The organism is Agromyces sp. Y182 (assembly GCF_059445385.1).
In genome coordinates this window covers 866000-887373 of sequence record NZ_JCAIUF010000001.1, presented here as the reverse complement: position 1 = coordinate 887373, position 21374 = coordinate 866000, and the positions used below count along the sequence as shown (strand labels likewise).

Sequence of the window (21374 nt, the reverse complement as noted above, 5' to 3'; positions counted from 1 at the left end):
TTGACACACTCGAGACATCCGCTAGATTGTGGTGAAACGTTATATTCCTTTGAACACGTCTGATTCAAACTCGATGGTGAGGTGCTGATCATGGTGGTGACACTCGATGCCCCATCGCTCATCCCCTCGCCACCGTCGGAATCGCGAAACGCGGCGCGAACGCCGCGCAAGCGACCCGTTCGCTGGTGGGCCTACCTCGCGCTCCTCCCGCTCGCGGTCATCATCGGGTACTTCGCCTACTATCCGGCCGTCTCCGCGATCTTCTGGTCGTTCTTCCATTGGCAGCCGGCCGCGGAATCGACCTTTCTCGGATTCGACAACTACATCGCCATGTTCAGCGACCAGATCTGGTGGGCGTCGTTCCGAAACCTCGGCTACATCTTCCTGTTCGCCGTGGCGTCGTGGGTGTTTCCGCTGTTCGCCGCCGAGCTGCTGATCTCGCTCAGGAGCGCGCGCTGGCAATTCACGATGCGCACGCTCCTCATCGTTCCCATGGCCTTCCCGGGCGTGGTCACCGCACTGGTCTGGGGATTCTTCTACAGCCCGAACGACGGTGTGATCAACCAGACGCTCAAGGCACTCGGACTCGGGGCGCTGGCGCAGAACTGGACCGGGCAGGAAAGCACCGCGCTTCTCTCCCTGCTCTTCGTCGGCTTCCCGTTCATCGCGGGCCTGCCGTTCCTGATCTTCTACTCCAGTCTGCAGAACATTCCGGTCGAGGTGCTGGAGGCGGCCCAGCTCGACGGAGTGGGACGATTCGCGCGGTTCTGGCAGATCGACCTTCCGCTCATGGCCAGCCAGATTCGCATCCTGCTGTTCCTCGCGGTCGTCGGAACTCTGCAATATGGATTCGTCGCCTACGTGCTCACAGCCGGGGGCCCGGACAACGCGACGATGGTGCCCATCCTGCGGATGATCAACGTGGCCTTCCAGGGCGGCGACTGGGGCTACTCCGCCGCCTTGTCCACCACCCTCTTCCTCATCACCATCACCATCAGCGCCGTGGTCGTACTGGCGCGCAAACGCGGTTCCTCGACGGCCGACGGCGGTGAAATGTGACCACGATCCGTGACCGCACTGTGCGAACAAGCGGCATCACCACAGGCAGCGCGACCACGCGCCGGCCACGGAAGTCGCGGCAGTTCGGCCTGAAGTCGGTGCTGATCATTCTCGCGACCGTCGCCCTCGCGCCGTACCTGTTCATGGTCGTCACCTCGCTGAAGACGAACCAGCAGTTCGCCGACAGCTTCTGGCAGATCTCGTTCCCGCTGCACTTCGAGAACTATTCGGTGGCCTGGAACCAGATCCAGCCGTACCTGTTCAATACGGCCGTCGTCGCGGTGATCTCCATCGTGCTCATCCTGTTGATCGCATCGATCTCGGGCTTCGTCCTCGCGCGCTACCGCTTCGCCGGCAGGGGCCTCGTCTACGGCGCCGTGCTGGTGCTCATGATGGTGCCCGGCCTGGCCAACCTGATCCCGCTCTTCATCATCATGAAAGATCTGGGCCTGCTCAACACCTACATCGTTCTGGTGGTGCCGTACACGGTAGGCGGCAGCGTTCTCGGCACGATCCTGATTCGCAACTTCGTCGAGGGAATCCCGCAGACCCTGTTCGACGCGGCCCGTCTCGACGGTGCCAACGGAGCGCGAATGTACCGTTCGGTGATGCTTCCGCTCTCGCTGCCCGTGCTCGGAACGATCTCGCTGATCACCGTCAGCGAGGTCTGGAATGACTTCTTCTGGCCGTTGCTCGTGATCTCCGACAACAACCTGCGCACGGTCTCGGTCGGACTCCAGTTCTTCCAGGGCCAGAACGCCACGGACTACGGTCCGCTCATGGCGGGATACCTGATCGCCAGCTTCCCCCTGGTTCTGCTCTTCGTCTTTCTGTCGAAGTACTTCCTCGCCGGAGTCCAGGGAGGCGTGCCCGGCGCCCACTGAGCCGCGTTCGCCCCCTGAGCCCCAGGGCGGCGGTCGACGATTCCTTCGGATTTTGAATGAAACGATTTACCACCAATGAACACCCAAGAGAACATTCCTGGAACACCCGAGAAATGGGGAAGCATGCTACAGACAACGAAGAAGTTGCGGCGGGCTGGCCTGACTGCGGTCGCGTCCGCGGCCGCGCTGGGCACGATGCTCGCGCTGGCCGGATGCTCGCCGGCAGCGAGCGACTCGGACAAGGTGACCATCACCCTCTCCGGCCCCAACCAGTTCACGAGCGACACGAACACGTTCGGGCCGGCCTGGGACGACTTGATCGCCGACTTCGAGAAGGACAACCCCGACATCACGGTGAAGACCAATGTTCTGCCGCTCAGTTCCTGGTCGCAGACATCCGCTGCCCAGCTGACGGCCGGCACCGCGCCCGAGCTGATCTTCAACCAGACGACCCACGCGCCAGACCAGGTCGTCTCTCTCGATGACGCTCTGGCGAAGCCGAACGAGTTCGCAGACACCGGCAAGCCGTGGATCGAGGACTTCAACTCGCAGTACTTCGGCGGTGAGGATCGTCTCGGCCAGAACACGGCGGGCCATTACGAGTCCATTCCGTTCAACCTGGTCTCGGTGGGCATCTACTTCAACAAGGACATCCTCGAGGAGGCGGGGGTCGACGTCGAGGACCTGGCGACCTTCGACGGATTCACCCAGGCGTGCAGCGACATCAGGGACGCCGGCTACACCCCGCTCGCCACAGACAGCGGAAACCTGCCCGTGGGCTGGGCGTCGACGGCACTGTCATCCATGCTGCTCGTGAATGAGACGGAGGCGGTGAACACGTTCGGCGCAGACGGCGAACCGGGCACCAGCACACCGGTGACCGTGAAGAGCGTCGCACATGGCTACCTCTCCGACGAGATCAACATGACGAGGGATCCCGGGTTCGCCGCGGTTCTCGAGGTGCTCAAGAAGCTCTACGACGAGTGCGCGACGCCGAACTGGTCCGGCATCAAGTCCGAGGGTGCCTTCACCGGCGGAACGGACTTTCCCGGAGGCAAAGCGGCCATGGCCTGGGGAACGAACTTCGCCTCCACGCAGCTCGCGACGGTGGATTTCGACTACGGCACGCTGCCGTTCCCGTCGGTCTCCAAGAGTGACTCGGATCAGGCTACGGGCGAGCCGGCGCAGTTCGGTGTCAACAACGGTGGAACCGCCTACATGATCCCCGCGTATATCGAGGGCAAGCAGCTGGACGCGGCCATCACCTTCCTCCAGTATGTTTCAAGCCCGAAGGTTCAGACCTGGCTCGACGAGACCGGCGGCATTCCGGCGGTGACTGCGCTGACCGCCCCGCCCGGACTCGAGGCCATGAACGACGGCGCCTGGGCAACTCTGTCACTCGGTGGCCAGAACGGTGGCCTGTGGCGCGGACCCAAGGCCGTCTCGGCCGAGAACACCCGTGCCGGGTATCTCCTCGGCACGACCTCCCTGGAGGACGAGCTGGTCAAGCTCAATGACAACGCCGTTGCCTGGGCCAAGGAGCAGGCCGCCGAGGCCAAGTGGACGGAGCCGTGGGCGCAGCAGTAGCCAGCACATCGCGCGACCTGCACCTGGGGGCGGGCCCCGTCGGTCCCGCCCCTTCCGCAACTCTGTACGCAATTTGCAATACCGACTTCAACGAGGAAGAGGATTTGCCATGAAGCGAAGAATGATCGCGGCGATGACTGCGACGGCACTTGCCACGCTGGCGCTGAGCGGGATCAGCCAGCCGGCATGGGCCGTCGGTACGACCTATTACGTCGACAACCAGGCCGGTTCGAACTGCAGCGACTCGGGTGCTGCGACCCAGGCGCAGCCCTGGTGCACGTTCACTCCGATCAACTCGCATGGTGCGTTCGGACCGGGCGACGCGATCCTCCTCGCCAAGGGGGCGACGTGGAACCAGCAGATGAATCTCAGGGGTTCCGGAACCGCGTCGAACGGGATCTCCGTCGGCGCCTACGGAAGCGGGGCGAATCCGAAGCTGATCCGCAACGGGTCGGTGGATGACCGCGTCATCAAGCTCGTCAACGGGGACTACTGGAGCTTCAGTCACCTCGAGGTCGCGTCCGCTGCATCGGGCATCCTCGCGTATTACGACACTCTCGGACACAAGGGCCTGAGCTTCACGGATATCTTCGCGCACGACATCAAAGGCCTCATCTTCTTCACCGATGGCGTCGTCGACACGCCGGTGCCCAGCGCCCTGGCCGACAACGTGCGCAACTCGTCCGGCATCCAGATCACCGGAAAGTACACCACGTTCTCGTCGACGGACTATTTCCTCAAAGGCGTGCGTATCGATGACATCACGGGCGAACACAACCTCAACACCGTCGGTATCGACATGCTCGGGCAAATGCAGCAGCTGGAGTCCAACGTCGGTGGCAGTGGCGGAGCGGGCGCCAACATGGTGCAGGATGTCGTCATCAATCATCTGGCCAGTCACGACAACGACTGGGGATGCGACGAAGCGCTCCGACTCTTCACCGTCAAGCATGCGGTGGTCATGAACTCGTCCTTGAACAACGAGGCGCCGTGCCACCACGTCGGTGGCACGACGGCCGTGATCCTCGGCCACCTCGAAGACGTCACGTTCGTCAATTCCATGGTCACAAATGTCACGAGCACCGGTTCGAACGACGAAAATGCGCTCGACTTCGAGATTCTCAACAACAACGTGCGGGCTCGGAACTCCTTGTTCGCGAACACGCCTGGGTCTGCGATGTCGTTCCTGAAGCTCGGGAACCGCCCCGGCGATTACTCGACGAACAACGAGTCATCGTCCAACGTGATGATCAACAACGGGGTCGCGAAGGGGTACGGCCCGATTCTGGTTCTCAACCAGGCAGGCGTCGCGTCACCGATTACGGGCACGATCAAAGACAACATCAACGTCAACTCGAACTTCCTGTACGACCAGGGCAACGGTTTCGCGGGCTTCACGACGACGAACAACCAGACGCTCTCCAACGGCTCGGGCAACGTGTATTTCTCCGCGGCCGACTTCAGCGGTACCCAGGGTCTGAACGGCTGGTCCTACCAGGCTTTCAACGGCGCAGCCTATTCCGACCTGGTCTACAACGCGGGGGCCGAGAAGTGGACGCCGGTGGGGCAGAACGTGCCGGAGATCACGCGGTTCGACCAGCATCCAGGGACCACGACGAACGGCTGGGTTGCCAGGGCATGGACGGCTCCGGTCACCGGCACCGTGAGCCTTCGCGGGCGCATCCTCAAATCCGACAACACCGGGCAGGGCAACGGGATCCTGGCCAGGGTCACGATGAACGGAACGCCGATCTGGCCGGCCAGCGGCGCGCAGACCGTCGCTGCCGGGGACGAGTACACCGGAGTCGGGTACGTGCTCGACGACGTGGAGGTGAATGCCGGCGACACGCTCCGCTTTGAAACGAACGAGAATGGGGCCTCGGCGAACGACAAGGCGAGCTGGACTCCGAGCGTCGTGTACACATCACATCCGGACGAGGCATACAACTGGGGTTTCAACAGCGGCCAGGAAAGCCGGTGGAAGGTCTGGGGCGCAACGTCGACGACCGCGGAGGGTGCGGATCTGAGTGCGCTGAACCTCACCTCGACCGGAACCGATCCCCGAATCGAGTCGCCTGACCAACTGCATCTTGATGCTGCGTCCGCACCGACGGTGACCGTCAGAATGAGCAACGCGACCGCCAGTACGACGGGGAGGATCTACTTCACGACTCGGTCGTCGCCAGGTGCGAGTGAATCGAAGTCGGTGGCTTTCGCGGTGGAGCCGAACAGCGGCTATGCGACCTACACCGTCGATATGGCGTCCAACCCGCTGTGGACCGATGAGATCAGGCTCTTGCGGATCGACCCGATCGACACGGTCGGGCGCGTTAACATCGACAGCGTCGTGGTTTCCGGAAGTGGCGCACTGTATGTGAATCGGCTGCTGAATGGGAGCTTCGAAGACCCGTCGACGACCTTCTACACGTACGAGCCCGCGGGGGTGTGGCAGTTCGCCGGGTCAGCAGGGGTTCAACGCAACACGAGTCCGTTCAGCGGTGCGCAGCGCGCGCCAGATGGCCAACAGACGGCGTTCATCCAGGGAACGAACTCGGCATCGCAGGAGCTGAATCTCTCGGCCGCCTCCCACACGGTGACGTTCTCGCTCGCCCAGCGCACCAACAACGGCGGTGCGCAGGCGCTCGACCTCTATGTCGACGGCGTCAAAGTGAACGGTTCGGCATTCGTGCCGCCATCGAGCGGGGCGTTCCAGACGTTCACATCACCCGCGTTCACGACAACGCCGGGCACCCATACGATCCAGTTCAAGGGAGCGAACGCGGGAGACAACACGGTATTCGTCGATCGGGTCACTATTCAGTGAGCCGACGTGACCGCCCAGAAGCAGGGTGCGGCGATCTCGCCGCACCCTGCGGGTGGTCGGGGAGGTTCAGGAGTGTCACGCCGACTTGCTTTCGTCGAACAGGATTCTCACGCGGAGGTCGTCGATCCGCGCGCTGCTCAGTCGGCCGCGCGTCGCCGGAAGCGCACGATGACACCGCCGACGAGCAGCGCGAGTGCACTCGCCCCGACGAAGACCATCGACAGGCCATCGGTACCGGTTGCGGCCAGCCCTGGATCCGGCCCAGGGATGGGCGTGCTGCCGGCACCGGTCGGTGCCGCGATCACGGTCGGTGTCGCAAGCCCGAGGAACGCGACGATCTGGTGACCGCCCGGGTTGGACTGCACCGGCACCTCGAGCCAGTTGTTGGTGACCCAGACGTTGCCCGATTGGTCGACGGCGGTCGCCGTGTTGCGGGTCAGGCCGTCGAAGAAGAACCCCGTGACCTCCGGAGAGATGGGGTCACCGGTGGTGAGCCCAGCCGGACACGTCGACGGGTCGGCACCGCAGAACGCCGAGAGGCGCTTGCCCGCGAAGTTCGCGACCCAGACGTTGCCGTCGCCATCGGTCGAGATGCCCCAGGCGACCGTCGTGCCGCCGCCTTCGAACTCCGTCGCCGTGCCGTCGGGGGTGACGAAGGCGACCGAGCCGATCACCTCGTCGAGGCCGCTCACGTCACCGTCGGCGAACGGCCCGGTGCCGCCGGGGGCCGTCGGGCACGGGAGCGTGATGAGGCTCGAGTTCGACACCCAGACGTTGCCCGCGGCATCCCGAGCGAGTCCCATCGGGTTGTCGAAAGCCGCATTCGCGCCGGGTGATTCGGGCAGCACGTTGCCGTCATAGTCGACCATCGCGACCGAGCTGTTCACGATGCCCGAGATGACGAGTCCGCGCCCGTTGTCGACGATGTCGAACGGCTGCTCGAGCCCGAGACGGTCGTAGGGAAGGTTCACCGCCTGGGTCGGGTCCGCGTCGGGGTAGACGGTCACGGAGTCGTTGCCGCAATTGGCGGTCCAGATGGAGCCGTCGCCGGCGAACGTCATGCCTTGCGGCCAGAAGATGTCGCCCTGGGTGAAGCCCGTGTCGGGCGAGAGCGGCACTCCCTCCGAAGTGAAAGCCGAGTTGCTGTTGTGCGGCGGCTGGTCTGCCTCGGGGCAGAGGGGTGCTGGGGCGGCGAACCCGAAGTTGCTCACCCACACGTTGCCGCTCGCTGGGTCGAGCGCGATGCCGTAGCCGACACCGCTGAGGCCGCCGCCCGTGAAGGTCGTGAACTCGCCGGTCGGCGAGACCCGGAACAGCTTGTCGGAGCCGCACACCGGCGTGTTCGGGTCGGCGGCGTACTGGTAGTTGTTGTTGACCCAGATGTTGCCCTCGTGATCGATGGCGAAGTTGCCGGGGCCGCCGAGCGATTGACCGTCGCCGTCGAACCGCACCGCAAGGGTCCACGCTGCGGGCGGCGAGGCGAGCACCGGCAGGTCTGACGGCAGTCCAACGACCCCGGTGAGGCTGAAGACTCGGGCCGGGTCGGTGCCGGGGGCGCGTGCGATCGACGAGAATGCCCGGAAGCTATCGGTCGGGGCCGGCTCGCCGGGCACTGCGGCTGCGTCGAGCAGGGACGCGCAGACCCCGGTCGGGTGCGCGACCGGGTCGGCGAACGGCACATTCACGCACGCCGCGAGTGCGGCGGTCAGCGAGTCGAAGGCTGCCCACGTCGAGGTCTCCGTGCCGTTCGGTGAGGTCGTCAGTACTTCGCTGAGTGCGCCCGTCGCAGGGTCGGCGAGGTTCGCAGCCATTGCCGCGGAGTTGCGCACGCCCGGTGCGAGCCCCGCGACACCGTCGGGGATGACGAACTGGGCCATCGCGTACGCCATCGCTACGGTCGTGCGCTCGTTGAGGGTGACCGCGCTCGTGGAGGTCCCGGCCGGAAGAGCGACCGCCAGAGTCGCCGAAGGGCCGGCAGCGTCAACCGGGGCCGTCGCGGTCAGGTACGCGATGCCGTCTGAGGGAACACCTTCTGCGAAGGCGACCGAGAAGGCACCGGATGCCGCGGCCGTCGTCGTCGCCACCGGCGCGGTGCCGCCCGTCAGCCAGGCCTCGACGCGCCAGCCTGTCCAATCCGTGAGTGCGTCAGGCCCCTCGTAGACGGTCTCGATCACCCCCGACACGGTCGTGGGTGCCGTGGCGGCGGAGGCAACGGAGCCGGATCCGGCTCCGGCTCCGACCGAGGCGCTCGCGGCCGTGCCACCCCCGAGCGCCGCCGCGATACTCATGCCGACTATTGCAGTCCACCCCAGTGCTCGACGCATCCCCACCCCATCGTTGACGACCCCGTGCTCGTATGCGGGGTCAGCCTAGCGAACGTTTCAATTTCAGAACACGGCGCCCGGGACAACCACGCGTGGTGACGAGCCGTTCGTCGTCGACGCCTCGGATCCGTCAGTGCTCAGCGTGCGGTGGCGCCGGTCAGTGCCTTGAGTTCGGCCAGGGCCTCGCGGATCTGCTGGGCGAGCGTGCCGCGCGAGTCATCCGCGACCCATCGTTCGAAGCCGACGCGGAAGATCGTGACGCCGGACTCCGCTGCCAAGCTGGCGCTCAGCTCGGCAACGCCGGTGGAGCGCAGGGCCTCGGCCGCGGCCGATGCGAGAGCGGAGAGCTTCAAGAGTTCGCGCTCCATGAGGCTCGGGTTGGCGGCAATCGCCGCGGCACGAAGTCGCGCGTAGTCGCGCCGTTCCTCGAGGAGTGAGCCTGCGCTCATCATGGCTGCGCCGACAGTGTCGAGGGGCGACGCGGAAGCCCCGGAGGCGCCGGAAGCCTCGGCAGCTGCGATCGCGTGCACGACCGCGTCTTGCAGCTCGTTCGATGCGTCGAAGAGCACTTCGCGCTTGTCGCTGAAATGGCGGAAGTAGGTGCGCTCGGTCACGCCCGCACGCTCGGCGATGTCGGCCACCGTCGTCTGCTCGAAGCCGCGCGCGGTGAACAGTTCGAGTGCGGCCTGCCGCAGGCGCCCCTGAGCGTCTGCCTCCCAACGTCCCATGGCGACCAGTCTAGTGATGACAGAGTCTGACATCAGGTGTATCGTGAGTGATGACAGAGACTGACATCAATTGAAGGAGTCACGCCATGCGCGTTTTCGTCACAGGAGCATCCGGATGGATCGGTTCCGCCGTCGTTCCCGAGCTGATCGCCGCCGGCCACCACGTGGTGGGCCTCGCCCGCTCGGACGAGTCGTCTGCCGCCATCACTGCTGCGGGCGCCGAGGTGCTGCGCGGCAGCATCGACGACCTCGAGAATCTGCGTGCCGGTGCCGAGGCATCCGATGCCGTCATCCATCTCGCCTACAATCACGACTTCTCGAGCTCCGCCGCCGCGGGCCGCACTGAGCGGGCAGTGGTCGAGGCGATCGGCGACACCCTCATCGGCTCCGATCGTCCGTTCCTCTTCGCTTCAGGGGTCTTCGGGCTCGCACAGGGGCGGGCAGGAACCGAGCGCGACCGCTCGGCGGCGGTCGGCCCCGACTCGCCGCGAGGGGGGAGTGAGCAGTTCGCGTTCGAGTACGTCGACCGTGGGGTGCACGCCGTGGCGCTCCGGTTCGCACCGACCGTGCACGGTGAGGGAGACTACGGTTTCGCGTCGGTGCTCGTGAGCATTGCGCAGGCGAAGGGTGTCGCCGGGTACGTCGGCGACGGCACCAACCACTGGCCCGCGGTGCACCGGCTGGATGTCGCGACCATGGTGGCCTCGGCGCTCGAGAAGGCGCCGGCTGGCGCTGTGGTGCACGGCGTCGCCGAACCCGGCATCCCGACCCGAGAGATCGCCGGCGCCATCGGCCGACAGCTGGGGATTCCGACCGCGTCGATCGAGCCCGCCAACATCGATGAGCACTTCGGCTGGATCGGACGCATCTTCGCCGCCGACGTTCAGTCGTCGAGCGCGATCACCCGGCAGTTGCTCGGGTGGACGCCGACGCATCCGACACTCCTCGAGGATCTGGCCGCCGGGTACTACACGCGCGGCTGAGAAGGCGACGGGCCGGGTGGCGCTTCAGCGACTGAGCGATCGATGCTGACGGATGTCGCGGCCGCACGCCTGCGGCGTCGAGCGCCCACCCGACCCCACGGCTTGAACACCGAGAGGGTCATCGCTGCGATCACGGCCGTCGACGAGACGATCGGCGGGAACACCATGGTCGACGTCACCTCGAGCGAGGCGCCGGTCGCGAGGTCGTCGAGCGCCGTGCCGGAGAGCTCCTCGGTGCCGGGCGCGAGCACCAGCACCACGAGGGTGACGAGCACGAGGTTCAGGGCGAGCTTTGCGAGCACCCACCAGTAGCGCACGAGTCCGTACTTGGAGCCGAGGCCGAGCACAGTGCCGCTCGCGAGGGTGAGCAACCCGATCGTGATGAGCGGCCACGTCGCGAAGGTGGCGATGCTCGCGGCTGCGGCGGCGGCTGGCTGCGCCTGCGCAGTGAACGCGGTCAAGACCAGGATGCCGAGCACGAGGTCGAGCCCGAGCCACGACCCTGCAGCGGCGATGTGGGTGACGAGCACGAGCTTCCTCGTGCGCGGCGACAGGCGGAAGCGGCCCGGGGTCGGCGGCGCGCCTGGACGGCCGGTGAGCGTCGACATGGTCGTTCCTCTCGTTCTCTCGTTCTCTCGCGGGTCTCGGGGTCTCGGGGTCTCGGGGTGTCGGGGGTGTCGTCGGTACTCGCACCAGCATCGCGGCGGCGCGCTCGATCGGCATCCGCCCGGGGGAGGCATCCGCGGTACGCCCCCCGGCGTACGCGTGCTGTGACGCGGGCGCGCGCGTGCTCACCGGTTCGGCAACGCGCGTCGCAACGCACGCGCGACCGGTTCGACAACGCGCGCCGCAACGCACGCGCGACCCGTTCGGCAACGCGCGCCGCACCCCTCATGCAACCCGTGCGGTGACGCGCGCCGGAACCGTCATGCGACTTCGGGGGGTCTTCGTTCGAGTTGGTCGGCGAGTCTGGTCGGGGATTTCGTGGTGTTGCGCCATCGGCCGCCGGGGTCGAGCCATGCGGGCGGGCGGATCTGCGGTGCACCGGCGATCATGCGGATGCCCCACCCTGAGGTCTCGATCGTGCGGTGGTGGAACCAGCAGAGGAGGACGCCGTTGTCGGGATGGGTCGGGCCGCCGTCGACGTCTGGGATGACATGGTGGATCTCGCACCAGGATGCCGGCACGCTGCACCCGGGAATGAGGCAGCCGCCGTCGCGGAGCGTGATCGCACGGCGTTGGTGCGGGGTGAAGCAGCGCTCTGGTGAGCCGAGCCGGATGATGCGGCCGTGGTCGTCGAACGTGACCTGCTGGGTTCCGCCGGTGCACATCAGTTGCCGGGCCGCCCGGAGGGAGACGGGGATCTCGATGCCGTCGGCGTGCGCGACGCCGCGGCCGGTCTGCAGATCGGCGGCGCGGACGCTGACGAGCACGGTGGGTGCCGCCCCGCCGATGGAGGGGTGTTCACCGGAGCGGGCGGCGGTCGCGATGATCGCGGCCATCACGTCGTGGCGCTGCTGATCGGCGGTTCGGGTTTCGCCGTTGCGGGCGATGTCGGCACGTTCTTCAGCGGTCATGAACCCGCCGCCCGACCTCGGTGCGAGGTGCGCATCGAACAATCGACGCAGCCCCGCCGCGACTTCGGGGAGGAGTTCGCCGCTGACGGGAATGAGGCCGTCGCGGGCACGCCCGAGGCGGAAGCCTCGCCGCCTCATCGCCCGCTCGTCGTCGGGTTCGGGGCCGTCTTGATCGAGGAACGCAGCCCACGCCTGCGCCTGCACCCGCAGCTCATCGGCCGTGCAGCGCACCGGGTGGGCCTCACCCGATGCGAGGGCGGCGGCGACGAGTTCGCGCTCGGCCGTGCGGAGGGCGACGGGGTCGGCGACTCGCCGGGTGCCGCCCAGCTCGCGGACGATCGTGCCCGCGGCATCCGCCCCCAACTCGCCATCGGCCAGCGCCGCCGCGACTTCGGGAAATTGCGCCTCCATCAGGTCACCGGTCAGACCCGTGCGGGCCCGGGTGGCCGTGCCGAGCGCGATACGCCGCCGCGCTTCTCCGCCCGAGACCTGCGTCACCCGCTCGAGCAGCTCGCCGGCGGAGCGGCACCCACGGCGGGTCGACAACCGCTCACCGCCGAGCTCGAGCCGGGAGCGTTCACCGATCTCACCGGCGCAGACCACCCGGTGCGCATCGAGCACCCGCCCGACCGCCTCGATCACCGCCGTCACAGCGAGCAGCTCGTCATCGGACCACCGCGCAGCATCATCGAACCCTGCGACGTCGAGCAGCGAGGATCGCAACTGCTCGAACGCTTGGGCGGTGGTGGTCATGGTTCCATCCTGCCGCCACCCACCGACATCCGAACCGGCCCGAAACCATCGCAAAACCGCTGGTCAGACTGTGGATAACCTCACCCGCCACCACCCTGTGGAGGACGAGTCGCCGCGCCGTGGGTGCTCCAGCATCGCCGCGGCCACGGCCAGTGGTGATGGAGCACTACGTCGCCGGCCGCGAGACGGCCGACTCGGCGGCACGCTTGCGTTCTCGGTGCGCTTGGACGTTCACCCGGTTGCCACAGATCGCCCCGTCATGCCAGACCCTGGACGAGTTCTTCGACCGGTCGAAGAACGCCACCCGGCAGAGCGGGTTCGCACAGAGCTTGAGGCGTCGGAAGCGATCGTCGATGGATGCGATGGCGAGTTGAACGAGCACGTAGGAGCGCAGGAAGCCGACACCTTGACCGGTCGGGCGGAGACGTGCGGCCCCGGCGCTGAGCGTGATCGACGCCGGCTCTTCGGCGAACCGCCGCCCGTCGATGTACAGACCTGGGGGGCGTCTGATCGCCTCACGCAGCTCATCCCGGAACGACACCAGTTGCCGCAGACCGAGTCCATCCAACTCGAACCGGTCGACCGGAGTGTAGGGGTCGGCGTCGCGAAGCAGATCCAACGCCGCGTTCATCCAGGCCTGGCCGCTCTCGATCGAACCCAAGAGATCAGGCCTGGGAGGATTGCCGAAACTCGCGGTGTTCATGAGGTCTTGCACGAAGCCCAGTCCACCGGGAGCGCTCTCGTCTTCTCCAGAACGTCTGGTCGCCGGCCATCGCAGAGAAATGACACCCATACTGTCTCCCCCTTCGTCGATGAGAGACCGGATCTTGGGCGCCAGTCTAGAGGTTATCGACGGGATCGGTCGCGGGAGACCGGCGACCGATTCTCCACGCCTGGCCCTTCGGCTCCTTCCTCCGGGGTCAACGGACACGCCACCGCAGCGTCGTCAACTGGGCGTCGAACAATTCCACGAGCAGGTCGGCCAGCGCGCCGACGGGATCTCCGTCGCCGATGGTGATGAAGCTGAATACGACCCACGCCCGCGGATCATCCGGAGAAGAGATCGTATAGGTGATGCGGCGCCCCGCATACCGCGTGAGCGCATCGGCCTCCGGCGTGGCCGCCTCCACGGACTCCTCTCGCAGAGCCGGCTGGCCGTCGACGTCGACGATCTGCACCTCGGCGGTGCTGTTGCCCGCCAACACCTGCAGCAGCGACAGTGGGGGAACCTCGTCGCGATCGGCATCCCGCCATTCCGATACGGTGTACGACGCCGGAACCGCGATCTCGCCCATGCGCTCCACCGGCAGGCAGATCAGTCCCGCTCCGGCAGACCTCGCCTGGCCGACGACGTGCAGGAGGCGCTTGCGCACCTCTTGCCGAAACGGGGTCGCACTGTCCCGAGGCACGTCGTCGGGCACGGTGCCGTGAGCCAGCTCGTCGAGACGACGATCGAGATCCACCCGGTCTGCCGCGTTGAGGGACAGGTTCTCCCATCCCGGGATATCCACGATCGTATAGGCGGTCATCGGTCGCTCCCTTCCGGACGGATCGTCCTCAGCAGGTTGATCATCGCGTTGTACAGCTCGTCGACGGCCTCCACCGGCACCGAATGCGCAGAGACGACGATGTCACGGCCCCAGCGGCGACGGACGAGGTCGATGCGCGACGTCAGGGAGCCATCTGGCGACTCCTCGAACGCCAGCACGGCCACTCCATCAGGGAGTTCATCGGGCAGGCTGCTCACCTGCGGGCGACCGAGCGGTCCGATCTTCCCCGTGCCGAGCCGATCGAGCAGATACTGGGTGTTCTCCTCGAGCGGCTCGAACACGCGCACGATTGCGGTGAGTGCGTGTTCGGCCAGAATGCCCGAGGCCTGGAAGAGTCCGGTCTCCACGCCGGGGCTCCACTCCGCGGGCAGCGGACCGATCAGCATCCGATCGACTGTCTCGGTCTGCGCGGTCACGGTCGCTCCTCTTTCGGATCGGCGTCTGCAGTGGTCAGCACGACATGCGAGAGATGCCAGCGGTTGCCACCCGGCGGCTCCTCGCCCTCGGTCGCACGTCTCGTGCCTGGAAGGTCGACACTGTCCCAGTGCTCGACGGGCACGGCATACACCGGTCGGGTCGAGCCGGAGTCGCCAACTGCGGTGTTCGAATCGTTCATGGCTGCCGCACTCCTGATGCGGACGCTGCCGCGTTCTGACGCGCCGGAATGAGTTGCACGTCCCAGATGTCCACGGTGTTCGACGTGCCGGGAACCTGCAAGGCGTTCGGGACTCTCGTGTTGCTCACCACCTCGAACTTCTCACCGCGTTGGAAGAGCACCTCGAGCTCACGCTGCGCGCTGTGCTCGGAGATGTCACGCCCGAGACCGTCGGTCTTCAGCGTGAACCGGGTGCCCTCCCCGCCCTGCTTGGCGATGAAGCCGTCCGCCACCTTCAGGTCCGTCGAAGTGGAGAGATAGGCGGGATCCGAGTAGATGTCCCCCTTCTTCAAACCTGCCCCATAGTTCCCCTCCACGCCGCGATAGGTGGTGATGGGGTCTTTCATCACAGGTGCCTCTTGTATCCGCTTGTCGAGATCGGCGATCTTCTTGTCGATCTCGGGGTTCGCGGGGACTTTGCCGTCCGCACGATCTCGCAGATAGGAATTGAGCTCCTTGTAGCCCCCGCCGGTGTACTGATCGATGCGATAGCCCTCCTTGGCTGCGGCGGCGGCCTCGAGAGCGTCCAGGCGCTTGATCTCGGCAAGCTTGGCCGCTTCGGCGGGGGACAGGCCGTTCAACCGCCTCGGCCGCCACGGCTGTGCCGGGCGAACGGGCGCCGGGGGCTCCGGCGTGGACGCGACCGGTGTCTCCGGGCGAACGGGCACCGGCGTCTCCGGGCGAACGGGAGGCGGCGTCTCCGGGCGAACGGGCACCGGGGGCTCCGGCGTGGACGCGACCGGCGTCACCGGGCGGGAGGATGCCGGCGATACCGGGAGAGAAGCCGGCGGGGTCGCCGACCCGGAGGGCGCCGCCCTCACGGCGCGCTTCGCCGCCACCCCGATCGCCTTGGCACCGCCGAATGTCAGGAAGCTGGCGATCGACAGGCCGATGTCGAGCCACGATCCCTCTCCCATGGCGACCAAAGTGACCTCGGCGACGAAGACGATCGCCTCGAGTACTGAGGCGATCGTCATCAGTGCCGCGGCGATCGCCGGCCCGATCCCCGGGATCAGCAGCGCGATCGCAGCCAGCACCATCCCGATGATCGCGAGGACCTCCACGAGGATCTTCAGGAACTTGGCGAACGCGTACTTGAAGCGGTCCCAGCCGGAGTCCTTCAGTCCGTCGTTGAATCCGTCGCGCACCGTCGCGGCTGCCTGCTGACCGGCGCGGTCGAACTCGTTCAAGACGGCGGACAGCCTGTCCTTCGCGGCCTGCAGGCGTGCGGCCGAGGCATCCGTCGCCGACAGCTTCTCGTCGTTCAGGTGCTGCTGTTCCGAGGTGAGCTCGATGCCCGGCTCGGCCACCACGAGAACCATCGCATCGGCATTGGCCCGCGCACCGCTCGCATCGATCGCGTCATCGAGGGCGGCTGCTGACCCGGTGAGTGCCACGTCGACCGCCGGCTGGAACTCGACGAGCGCCCTCACGACCGCGTCGTAGCGCCCGACGGCCTGATTCAGATCCTTCGCCACATCACCCGCGGCCGATCGCAACTCATCCGCGTACTCGCCGCGCAAAGCCTCGCCCGAGCCGATGCGCGACAATCGCCGGCCCTCGACGCGCAGCATCTCAGCCAGCGACCGGAAATGCCCCAGCTGCTCATCGATCGCGGACGTGTCGGCATTCACCGGATCCGAACGGCGATCGAGCAGGTCCCATCGACCCGGCCGCTCAGCCATTCTGCGTCTCCTTGACCTGCAGGCTGTCGGCGAGCTGCTTCTCTGCATCCGTCCAGGTCGCGCAAGCCGTATCGACGCGGTCGCTCAGCTTGCCGAGCCGGTCGAGGATCTTGTCGCGGTGAACGTACCAGTTGTCGACGAACTCCTTCATGGCCCGCGAGAGATCGTCCTGGCCCCAGATGCTGTGATTCTGCTCGGCATTGTCCTTCGCATCCGTGAACGCCTCGCGGATCGCCTTGAGATCGCGGTTCGTGTCGTCGAGTGTCGCGTCGACGATCAGGTCGGGGGCCATGGACTCTTCTTCCTCTGTTCTGCGGGCGGGGTCATTCGACGAGCGTCGGCACTTGGAGCGTCTGCAGCGCGCCGTCGCCGAGGTGCACGATCGCGCGACCGGGAGCGACGGGCGCCGTCGTGACCGACCGCGGGATACGCACGCCCAGGAGGTCGCCATCGAATTGGTTGCGCGGACTCAGCAGTGCGCCGCGCTGATTGTTGCGGATATCCGTCTGCCAGCCCATGAAGCCGCCGCCGACCTCCGCCGCGTTCCCGCCGAGCACGACACCACGACCATTGCCTGCCGCGCCGCGGATCCAGTCGCGCAGGAAATCCTTGGCCGGCATGTCGCGAACGAGCTCTCCGTCGTCAACCACCAGAACGACGGGACCATCGACGTCGAGGGCGTCCTGCAGCTCGTCTGCGTCGATGTCGGTGCGCTCGAACACGGTGCGCATGCCGGGGTGACCGGCGAAGAGCCCGGGCAGCGGCGAGCGGCGCGGCGCGATGAGCACCACCGACGTGCCGGCGTCGAGCAGCGATCGGGTCATGGTTGCGAGCAGGTTGCTGCGCCCGGAACGCGGCGGACCGGCGACGAGGAACGTCGGCGAGCCCTCCGCGAGGTCGACGCCGATCGAGGTCAGTTCGTCGCCGCCGACTCCGAGCATCGCCCAGAGCGCCGGAGCGCTGGCGTTCGTGGGGTAGAGCGACGCGTCGTCCCAAGAGAGCAGCGCCGGCAGCAGGTCGATGCGCATCGGGCGCAGGCGGGCCGGTACGTCCCGATCGCGCTCGCGCGCGCGCATCGCGATCTCGGTGAGCGCTCCCGCCTGAGCCGCCGCGGTCGGGTCGGCGGTGAGGAGGGCGACCTGAGCCTCCTGACCCGTCGATGCACGCACCATGCGCCCGTCGGGGATGCTCTGGGCGACCTTGCGCGGGTTCAGGCCACCCAGGCCGTAGTCGCTGCGATCGGCGAGGCGCAGCATCCATTTCTCCTCCGTCAGCACGCTGATGCGCCCGGACAGCAGCGATCGGTCGCCGGCGAGGATCAGATGGATGCCCGCGCTCGCCCCCTCTCGGAGGAAGCCCAGCACCTGCTCGACCAACGCACCGCCGTCGAGGTCGCCGAACGTACTGGTGAAGCTCTCCCAGCGATCGAGCAGCACGACCATGTGCGCAAGGCGTTGGTCGGCATCGGCTTGAGCCCGCTGCTCGGTGATGTCGGCGACGCCGAGTCTGCCCAGCAACTCCTGGCGGCGGGTCAGCTCGGCCTGCAGCCGGTCGAACAGCCGTACGACTCGTTCGCGCTCGCTGCGCTGGACGATGGCTCCGGTGTGCGGCAGTCGGGAGAGCGGAAGCAATGCCCCGTTGCCCATGTCGATGCCGAAGAGGTGCAGATCAGCACTCGAGACGGTGTCGGCCAGCGCGCCGGCGATCGTGCGCAAGGCCTGGGATCGCCCGCTCCGGGCGGATCCGGCGATGAAGAGATGGCTGAGTTCGGCCAGATCGATGGCCACCGGGTGCTGCGATTGCTCGCTGGGCAGGTCGCCGAGCGCCCACGACACGGGTGGCAGCCGCGCGCTGTCGACGTGCTGGGGAACGCCGACGCTCGGGAGATCTTCGCGCAGGACGACCTCGGCCAGGGCGGCCAGCCACGGGGAGCGGTTCGGCGGCAGATCGAGGTCGAGCGCGGCCTCTCGAGCGGCCTCCACGACGCGGGACAGATCAGTGTTCTCCCCTTGCGCCGTGTCAGATCGCGGGGAGGCGGGGAGCGGATAGCCGGCGGATGCCCAGCCGAGCTCAGTGATCACGGGCGTGGCCAGGGGCTCTGGGCCGCCGACCGACAGGCTACGGCCCCCGACCCGCGCTGTCTGGAAGGGAATGAGCGACGAGTGCCCGAGTCGCACATAGGCGCGACCGGGTACCGATGCGGAGATGCGCGCGGCGTCCGGGGCATCGATGACGTCGCTGCTGTCTGCGACGTCGGTCACGCGCAGCGAGATGCGCAGGTTGGTGTTCGCGCGGATCTCCGACGAGACGACGCCCGATGGTCGCTGCGTCGCGAGGATGAGATGGATGCCGAGCGAGCGTCCACGCTGGGCGACATTGACGAGCCCGGTCACGAAGTCGGGCAGCTCCCGTGCCATCGAGGCGAATTCGTCGATGACGATGAGCAGCCGCGGCATCGGCGCGGTGGCACCGGCCTTGCTCTGATCGCGCGCGACGATGTAGTCCTCGATGTCCTTCGCGCCGGCGCCGGCGAGCTGGTGTTCGCGCCGCGTGAGCTCCGCCCCGAGGGACGTCAGCGCGCGCTCGACGAGGTGGGCATCGAGATCGGTGACCATCCCGACGGTGTGCGGCAGTCGCACGGCGTCCTTGAATGCCGCACCGCCTTTGTAGTCGACGAGCACGAAGTTCATCTCGTCCGGACGGTTGGCGACCGCGAGGCTCGCGACGAGAGTCTGCAGAAGTTCCGATTTGCCGGCTCCGGTGGTTCCGGCGACGAGCCCATGAGGGCCGTCTGCGACGAGGTCGATCGAGAACGGACCATCGAGCGATACCCCGATCGTCGCGCGGGTGCTGCGCGCTGCCCCGGCCCAGCCTGCCGCCAGCCCGCGGGCGCTCACCGGCTCGAGTTGCATGACCTCGGTCAGTCGTGCGGCGCTCGGGATGGCGTCGCCCTCGTCGTCACCCGTGTCACGGATCGGCGCGATGGAGCGTGCGACGTCCTCGAACCAGTCGTGATCGACCTCGTCGAGCCGGAGGTTCTGAACGGCTTCGTGCGAGGACCGGCGCACCACGGCGCGCCCGCCCGGGCGGAGGGCGACGACGGAGTCGCACTCCTCGGGTAGCGAGCGTTCGCTGTCGTCGATGCAGATGGCGTAGACACCGACCGCCGGACCATCGCGCAGGACGCCTGCGACGCCCGGATAGCTGCGAAGCCGCCTGGCCCCGTCCCAGACGACGACGACGTCCGGCGGGAAGCGCACGTTCCGGGCGCTCCCGGAGGAGGACCGCTGCTGGCGGTCGGCGACGAGTTGTACGAGCTCCGCCACGCGCCGGCCGACCGTGTCGGCGTCGTTGCCGACAAGAGCCCGCGCATCCTGCCCGAGGGCCGGTACCACCTGCGGCAGCCAGGACGCCCAGCCCCAGTCGTGGTCGTTCTCACCGGAAGTGAGCACCACCAGCTGCACGTCACGCGGGCTCTGCAGCACCGCGAGTTGGGCGACGAGCCATTTGGCGAGCCCGCGCGCCGGCCCCGGGAGACCGGCGATGCCGAGTACTCCGGAGTCGGCGAGCGGGATCGTCGTCGGAACATCCTTCAATACGCCCGGCATCCTTCGGCGATACTCCAGCGGCTCGCGCATGTCTTCGACGACGACGGCGCTGGGCAGGTTCGCGGTGCCGACGCGCACGAGCAGGTGGTCGTCATCGGTGGGCCGACGCTCCCAGAGTCTCACCCCGGGCGCAGCCGCGATCGTCCAGAGATCTGCGGCGCTGGGAGCGGCGATGAGCATCGCAGCGCGTTCACGGTCGTGCTGTTCGGCGATGTCGGCTTCGATGTGCGCGACCGTCTCGCGGTGCTCTTTCACCTTGGCGCCGTGGCTGCGTCGGCCCTGCCGCCGGGCTGTCAGCGAGTTCGCGATCGCCATGACCGGCGACAGCAACGCGAGCGCAAGGAATCCGAATGACTGAAAGATGATGGCCGAGACGACTCCGGCGACCAGGGGAAGGAGCACCGCCAGCCACGGAAGCGAGCTCTTGGCCTGGAACGCGGGTGCTGCCGGGATGCGGAACACCTGGTCGGCCCGGGCGGAACCGAGTCGAGGTGGCCGGTTGAAATCGAGCGCACTGCCGTCATCCGAGGGTTCGAGTACTGCCACGGTCTCGGTGACGCTGCGCTGCTGCATCAGCGAATCACCGAAGCTCAGGTTCGCCCCGTCGGGCCACGACGCGAACTCCTCGGTGAGCGTCTCGCCGCCGAGCTCTGCCCGCACATGGGCGGAGGCCGTGCGCACCTGCACCCGCATCTGCATGTCGACCGCCACGACGAATCCTTGAGCCGGCAGTGCGCGCAGTACAGCGTCGTTCGTGGGCGCGCTGCCCAGTGAGTGCTGACCGGGGCCGAGGCGCACCACTTCGCCGGATCCAGGACCGCTCGCGATGCCCACATCGACGAGACCGTTCGCTGCCCGGTGGCCGGCAGACGAATCGCCGCCGATCGCGATCACCGAGCCTTGGCGAACACCCGCTGCACGGAGCGATACGGCGGGATCGATGCCCACGCCGGAGACCGTGACATTCTCGTCGCCCGTCGCCGCTGCCACGCGGTCGGCTCCCATCCGCCGCAGTACTTCGGCGACCGGAGCCTCGGCCTCAGCATCGATGAAGAAGTCGCGGAGGGCGTCCGTGTTGTCGCGCAGTGTCACTGCAATTCGCATGATCCGGTTTCTCCGGGTTGGGATGGGATGGGATGGGAAGACAAGGATTCCGC

General features: G+C 67.1%; 15 protein-coding genes. 4 read left to right on the top strand and 11 right to left on the bottom strand.

Annotated features, from left to right (window positions below; translation table 11 throughout):
- The first annotated feature begins 90 nt into the window (after positions 1–90).
- The 3 genes from AC1C2R_RS04065 to AC1C2R_RS04055 all read left to right on the top strand — a co-directional run bounded on the left by AC1C2R_RS04065 (position 91) and on the right by AC1C2R_RS04055 (position 3530).
- Positions 91–1059 (top strand): carbohydrate ABC transporter permease, encoded by a 969-nt coding sequence (locus AC1C2R_RS04065; RefSeq protein WP_495351267.1) that lies wholly within the window; start codon positions 91–93, stop codon positions 1057–1059.
- Complete coding sequence (locus AC1C2R_RS04060) at positions 1056–1943, top strand: carbohydrate ABC transporter permease (protein WP_495379053.1); 888 nt, start codon at positions 1056–1058, stop codon at positions 1941–1943. Before AC1C2R_RS04065 ends, AC1C2R_RS04060 begins: the two co-directional genes overlap by 4 nt.
- A gap of 123 nt (positions 1944–2066) precedes the next feature.
- Complete coding sequence (locus tag AC1C2R_RS04055) at positions 2067–3530, top strand: ABC transporter substrate-binding protein (protein WP_495379052.1); 1464 nt, start codon at positions 2067–2069, stop codon at positions 3528–3530.
- A 2961-nt stretch (positions 3531–6491) separates the two neighbouring features.
- On the opposite strand, the gene AC1C2R_RS04050 is transcribed toward AC1C2R_RS04055, so the two are convergent.
- Both AC1C2R_RS04050 and AC1C2R_RS04045 read right to left on the bottom strand, forming a co-directional pair.
- Positions 6492–8642 (bottom strand): LPXTG cell wall anchor domain-containing protein, encoded by a 2151-nt coding sequence (locus AC1C2R_RS04050; RefSeq protein WP_495379051.1) that lies wholly within the window; start codon positions 8640–8642, stop codon positions 6492–6494.
- A gap of 173 nt (positions 8643–8815) precedes the next feature.
- Positions 8816–9406 carry a TetR/AcrR family transcriptional regulator gene (locus AC1C2R_RS04045; RefSeq protein ID WP_495379050.1) on the bottom strand — a complete coding sequence of 197 codons (591 nt, stop codon included), beginning with the start codon at positions 9404–9406 and terminating at the stop codon, positions 8816–8818.
- A gap of 86 nt (positions 9407–9492) precedes the next feature.
- Here AC1C2R_RS04045 and AC1C2R_RS04040 point away from each other — a divergent pair, with 86 nt between their 5' ends.
- Positions 9493–10389, top strand: a complete 897-nt coding sequence (locus AC1C2R_RS04040) for an SDR family oxidoreductase (RefSeq protein WP_495379049.1) — start codon at positions 9493–9495, stop codon at positions 10387–10389.
- Here AC1C2R_RS04040 and AC1C2R_RS04035 read toward each other — a convergent pair.
- From AC1C2R_RS04035 to AC1C2R_RS03995, 9 genes are all read right to left on the bottom strand, one after another.
- Complete coding sequence (locus tag AC1C2R_RS04035; RefSeq protein WP_495379048.1) at positions 10374–10997, bottom strand: hypothetical protein; 624 nt, start codon at positions 10995–10997, stop codon at positions 10374–10376. The genes AC1C2R_RS04040 and AC1C2R_RS04035 overlap by 16 nt on opposite strands.
- Positions 10998–11315: 318 nt before the next feature.
- Positions 11316–12719: an HNH endonuclease signature motif containing protein gene (locus tag AC1C2R_RS04030; RefSeq protein WP_495379047.1), complete on the bottom strand. Its 1404-nt coding sequence runs from the start codon at positions 12717–12719 to the stop codon at positions 11316–11318.
- A gap of 166 nt (positions 12720–12885) precedes the next feature.
- Positions 12886–13512: a CGNR zinc finger domain-containing protein gene (locus tag AC1C2R_RS04025; protein WP_495351259.1), complete on the bottom strand. Its 627-nt coding sequence runs from the start codon at positions 13510–13512 to the stop codon at positions 12886–12888.
- A gap of 127 nt (positions 13513–13639) precedes the next feature.
- Positions 13640–14248 carry a hypothetical protein gene (locus AC1C2R_RS04020; protein ID WP_495351258.1) on the bottom strand — a complete coding sequence of 203 codons (609 nt, stop codon included), beginning with the start codon at positions 14246–14248 and terminating at the stop codon, positions 13640–13642.
- A complete protein-coding gene (locus tag AC1C2R_RS04015) occupies positions 14245–14685 on the bottom strand; it encodes a hypothetical protein (RefSeq protein WP_495351257.1) in 441 nt (146 codons plus the stop codon). Before AC1C2R_RS04015 ends, AC1C2R_RS04020 begins: the two co-directional genes overlap by 4 nt.
- Positions 14682–14885, bottom strand: a complete 204-nt coding sequence (locus AC1C2R_RS04010) for a hypothetical protein (RefSeq protein ID WP_495351256.1) — start codon at positions 14883–14885, stop codon at positions 14682–14684. Before AC1C2R_RS04010 ends, AC1C2R_RS04015 begins: the two co-directional genes overlap by 4 nt.
- The gene (locus AC1C2R_RS04005) at positions 14882–16609 is read right to left on the bottom strand and encodes an ADP-ribosyltransferase (protein ID WP_495379046.1); all 1728 of its coding nucleotides are present in this window, start codon (positions 16607–16609) and stop codon (positions 14882–14884) included. The genes AC1C2R_RS04010 and AC1C2R_RS04005 overlap by 4 nt, the downstream gene beginning before the upstream one ends.
- Complete coding sequence (locus tag AC1C2R_RS04000; protein WP_495351254.1) at positions 16602–16901, bottom strand: hypothetical protein; 300 nt, start codon at positions 16899–16901, stop codon at positions 16602–16604. The genes AC1C2R_RS04005 and AC1C2R_RS04000 overlap by 8 nt, the downstream gene beginning before the upstream one ends.
- Positions 16902–16932: 31 nt before the next feature.
- Entirely contained in the window at positions 16933–21321 is a 4389-nt protein-coding gene (locus AC1C2R_RS03995) for an FtsK/SpoIIIE domain-containing protein (protein WP_495379045.1), read from the bottom strand.
- Between the last annotated feature and the right edge of the window lie 53 nt (positions 21322–21374).

Excerpts from the sequence above, each read along its gene's own strand:
- AC1C2R_RS04065 (WP_495351267.1), top strand. The coding sequence starts at position 91 with ATGGTGGTGACACTCGATGCCCCATCGCTCATCCCCTCGCCACCGTCG.
- AC1C2R_RS04055 (WP_495379052.1), top strand. The coding sequence starts at position 2,067 with ATGCTACAGACAACGAAGAAGTTGCGGCGGGCTGGCCTGACTGCGGTC.
- AC1C2R_RS04050 (WP_495379051.1), bottom strand. The coding sequence starts at position 8,642 with ATGAGTATCGCGGCGGCGCTCGGGGGTGGCACGGCCGCGAGCGCCTCG.
- AC1C2R_RS04045 (WP_495379050.1), bottom strand. The coding sequence starts at position 9,406 with ATGGGACGTTGGGAGGCAGACGCTCAGGGGCGCCTGCGGCAGGCCGCA.
- AC1C2R_RS04040 (WP_495379049.1), top strand. The coding sequence starts at position 9,493 with ATGCGCGTTTTCGTCACAGGAGCATCCGGATGGATCGGTTCCGCCGTC.
- AC1C2R_RS04035 (WP_495379048.1), bottom strand. The coding sequence starts at position 10,997 with ATGTCGACGCTCACCGGCCGTCCAGGCGCGCCGCCGACCCCGGGCCGC.
- AC1C2R_RS04030 (WP_495379047.1), bottom strand. The coding sequence starts at position 12,719 with ATGACCACCACCGCCCAAGCGTTCGAGCAGTTGCGATCCTCGCTGCTC.
- AC1C2R_RS04025 (WP_495351259.1), bottom strand. The coding sequence starts at position 13,512 with ATGGGTGTCATTTCTCTGCGATGGCCGGCGACCAGACGTTCTGGAGAA.
- AC1C2R_RS04020 (WP_495351258.1), bottom strand. The coding sequence starts at position 14,248 with ATGACCGCCTATACGATCGTGGATATCCCGGGATGGGAGAACCTGTCC.
- AC1C2R_RS04010 (WP_495351256.1), bottom strand. The coding sequence starts at position 14,885 with ATGAACGATTCGAACACCGCAGTTGGCGACTCCGGCTCGACCCGACCG.
- AC1C2R_RS04005 (WP_495379046.1), bottom strand. The coding sequence starts at position 16,609 with ATGGCTGAGCGGCCGGGTCGATGGGACCTGCTCGATCGCCGTTCGGAT.
- AC1C2R_RS04000 (WP_495351254.1), bottom strand. The coding sequence starts at position 16,901 with ATGGCCCCCGACCTGATCGTCGACGCGACACTCGACGACACGAACCGC.
- AC1C2R_RS03995 (WP_495379045.1), bottom strand. The coding sequence starts at position 21,321 with ATGCGAATTGCAGTGACACTGCGCGACAACACGGACGCCCTCCGCGAC.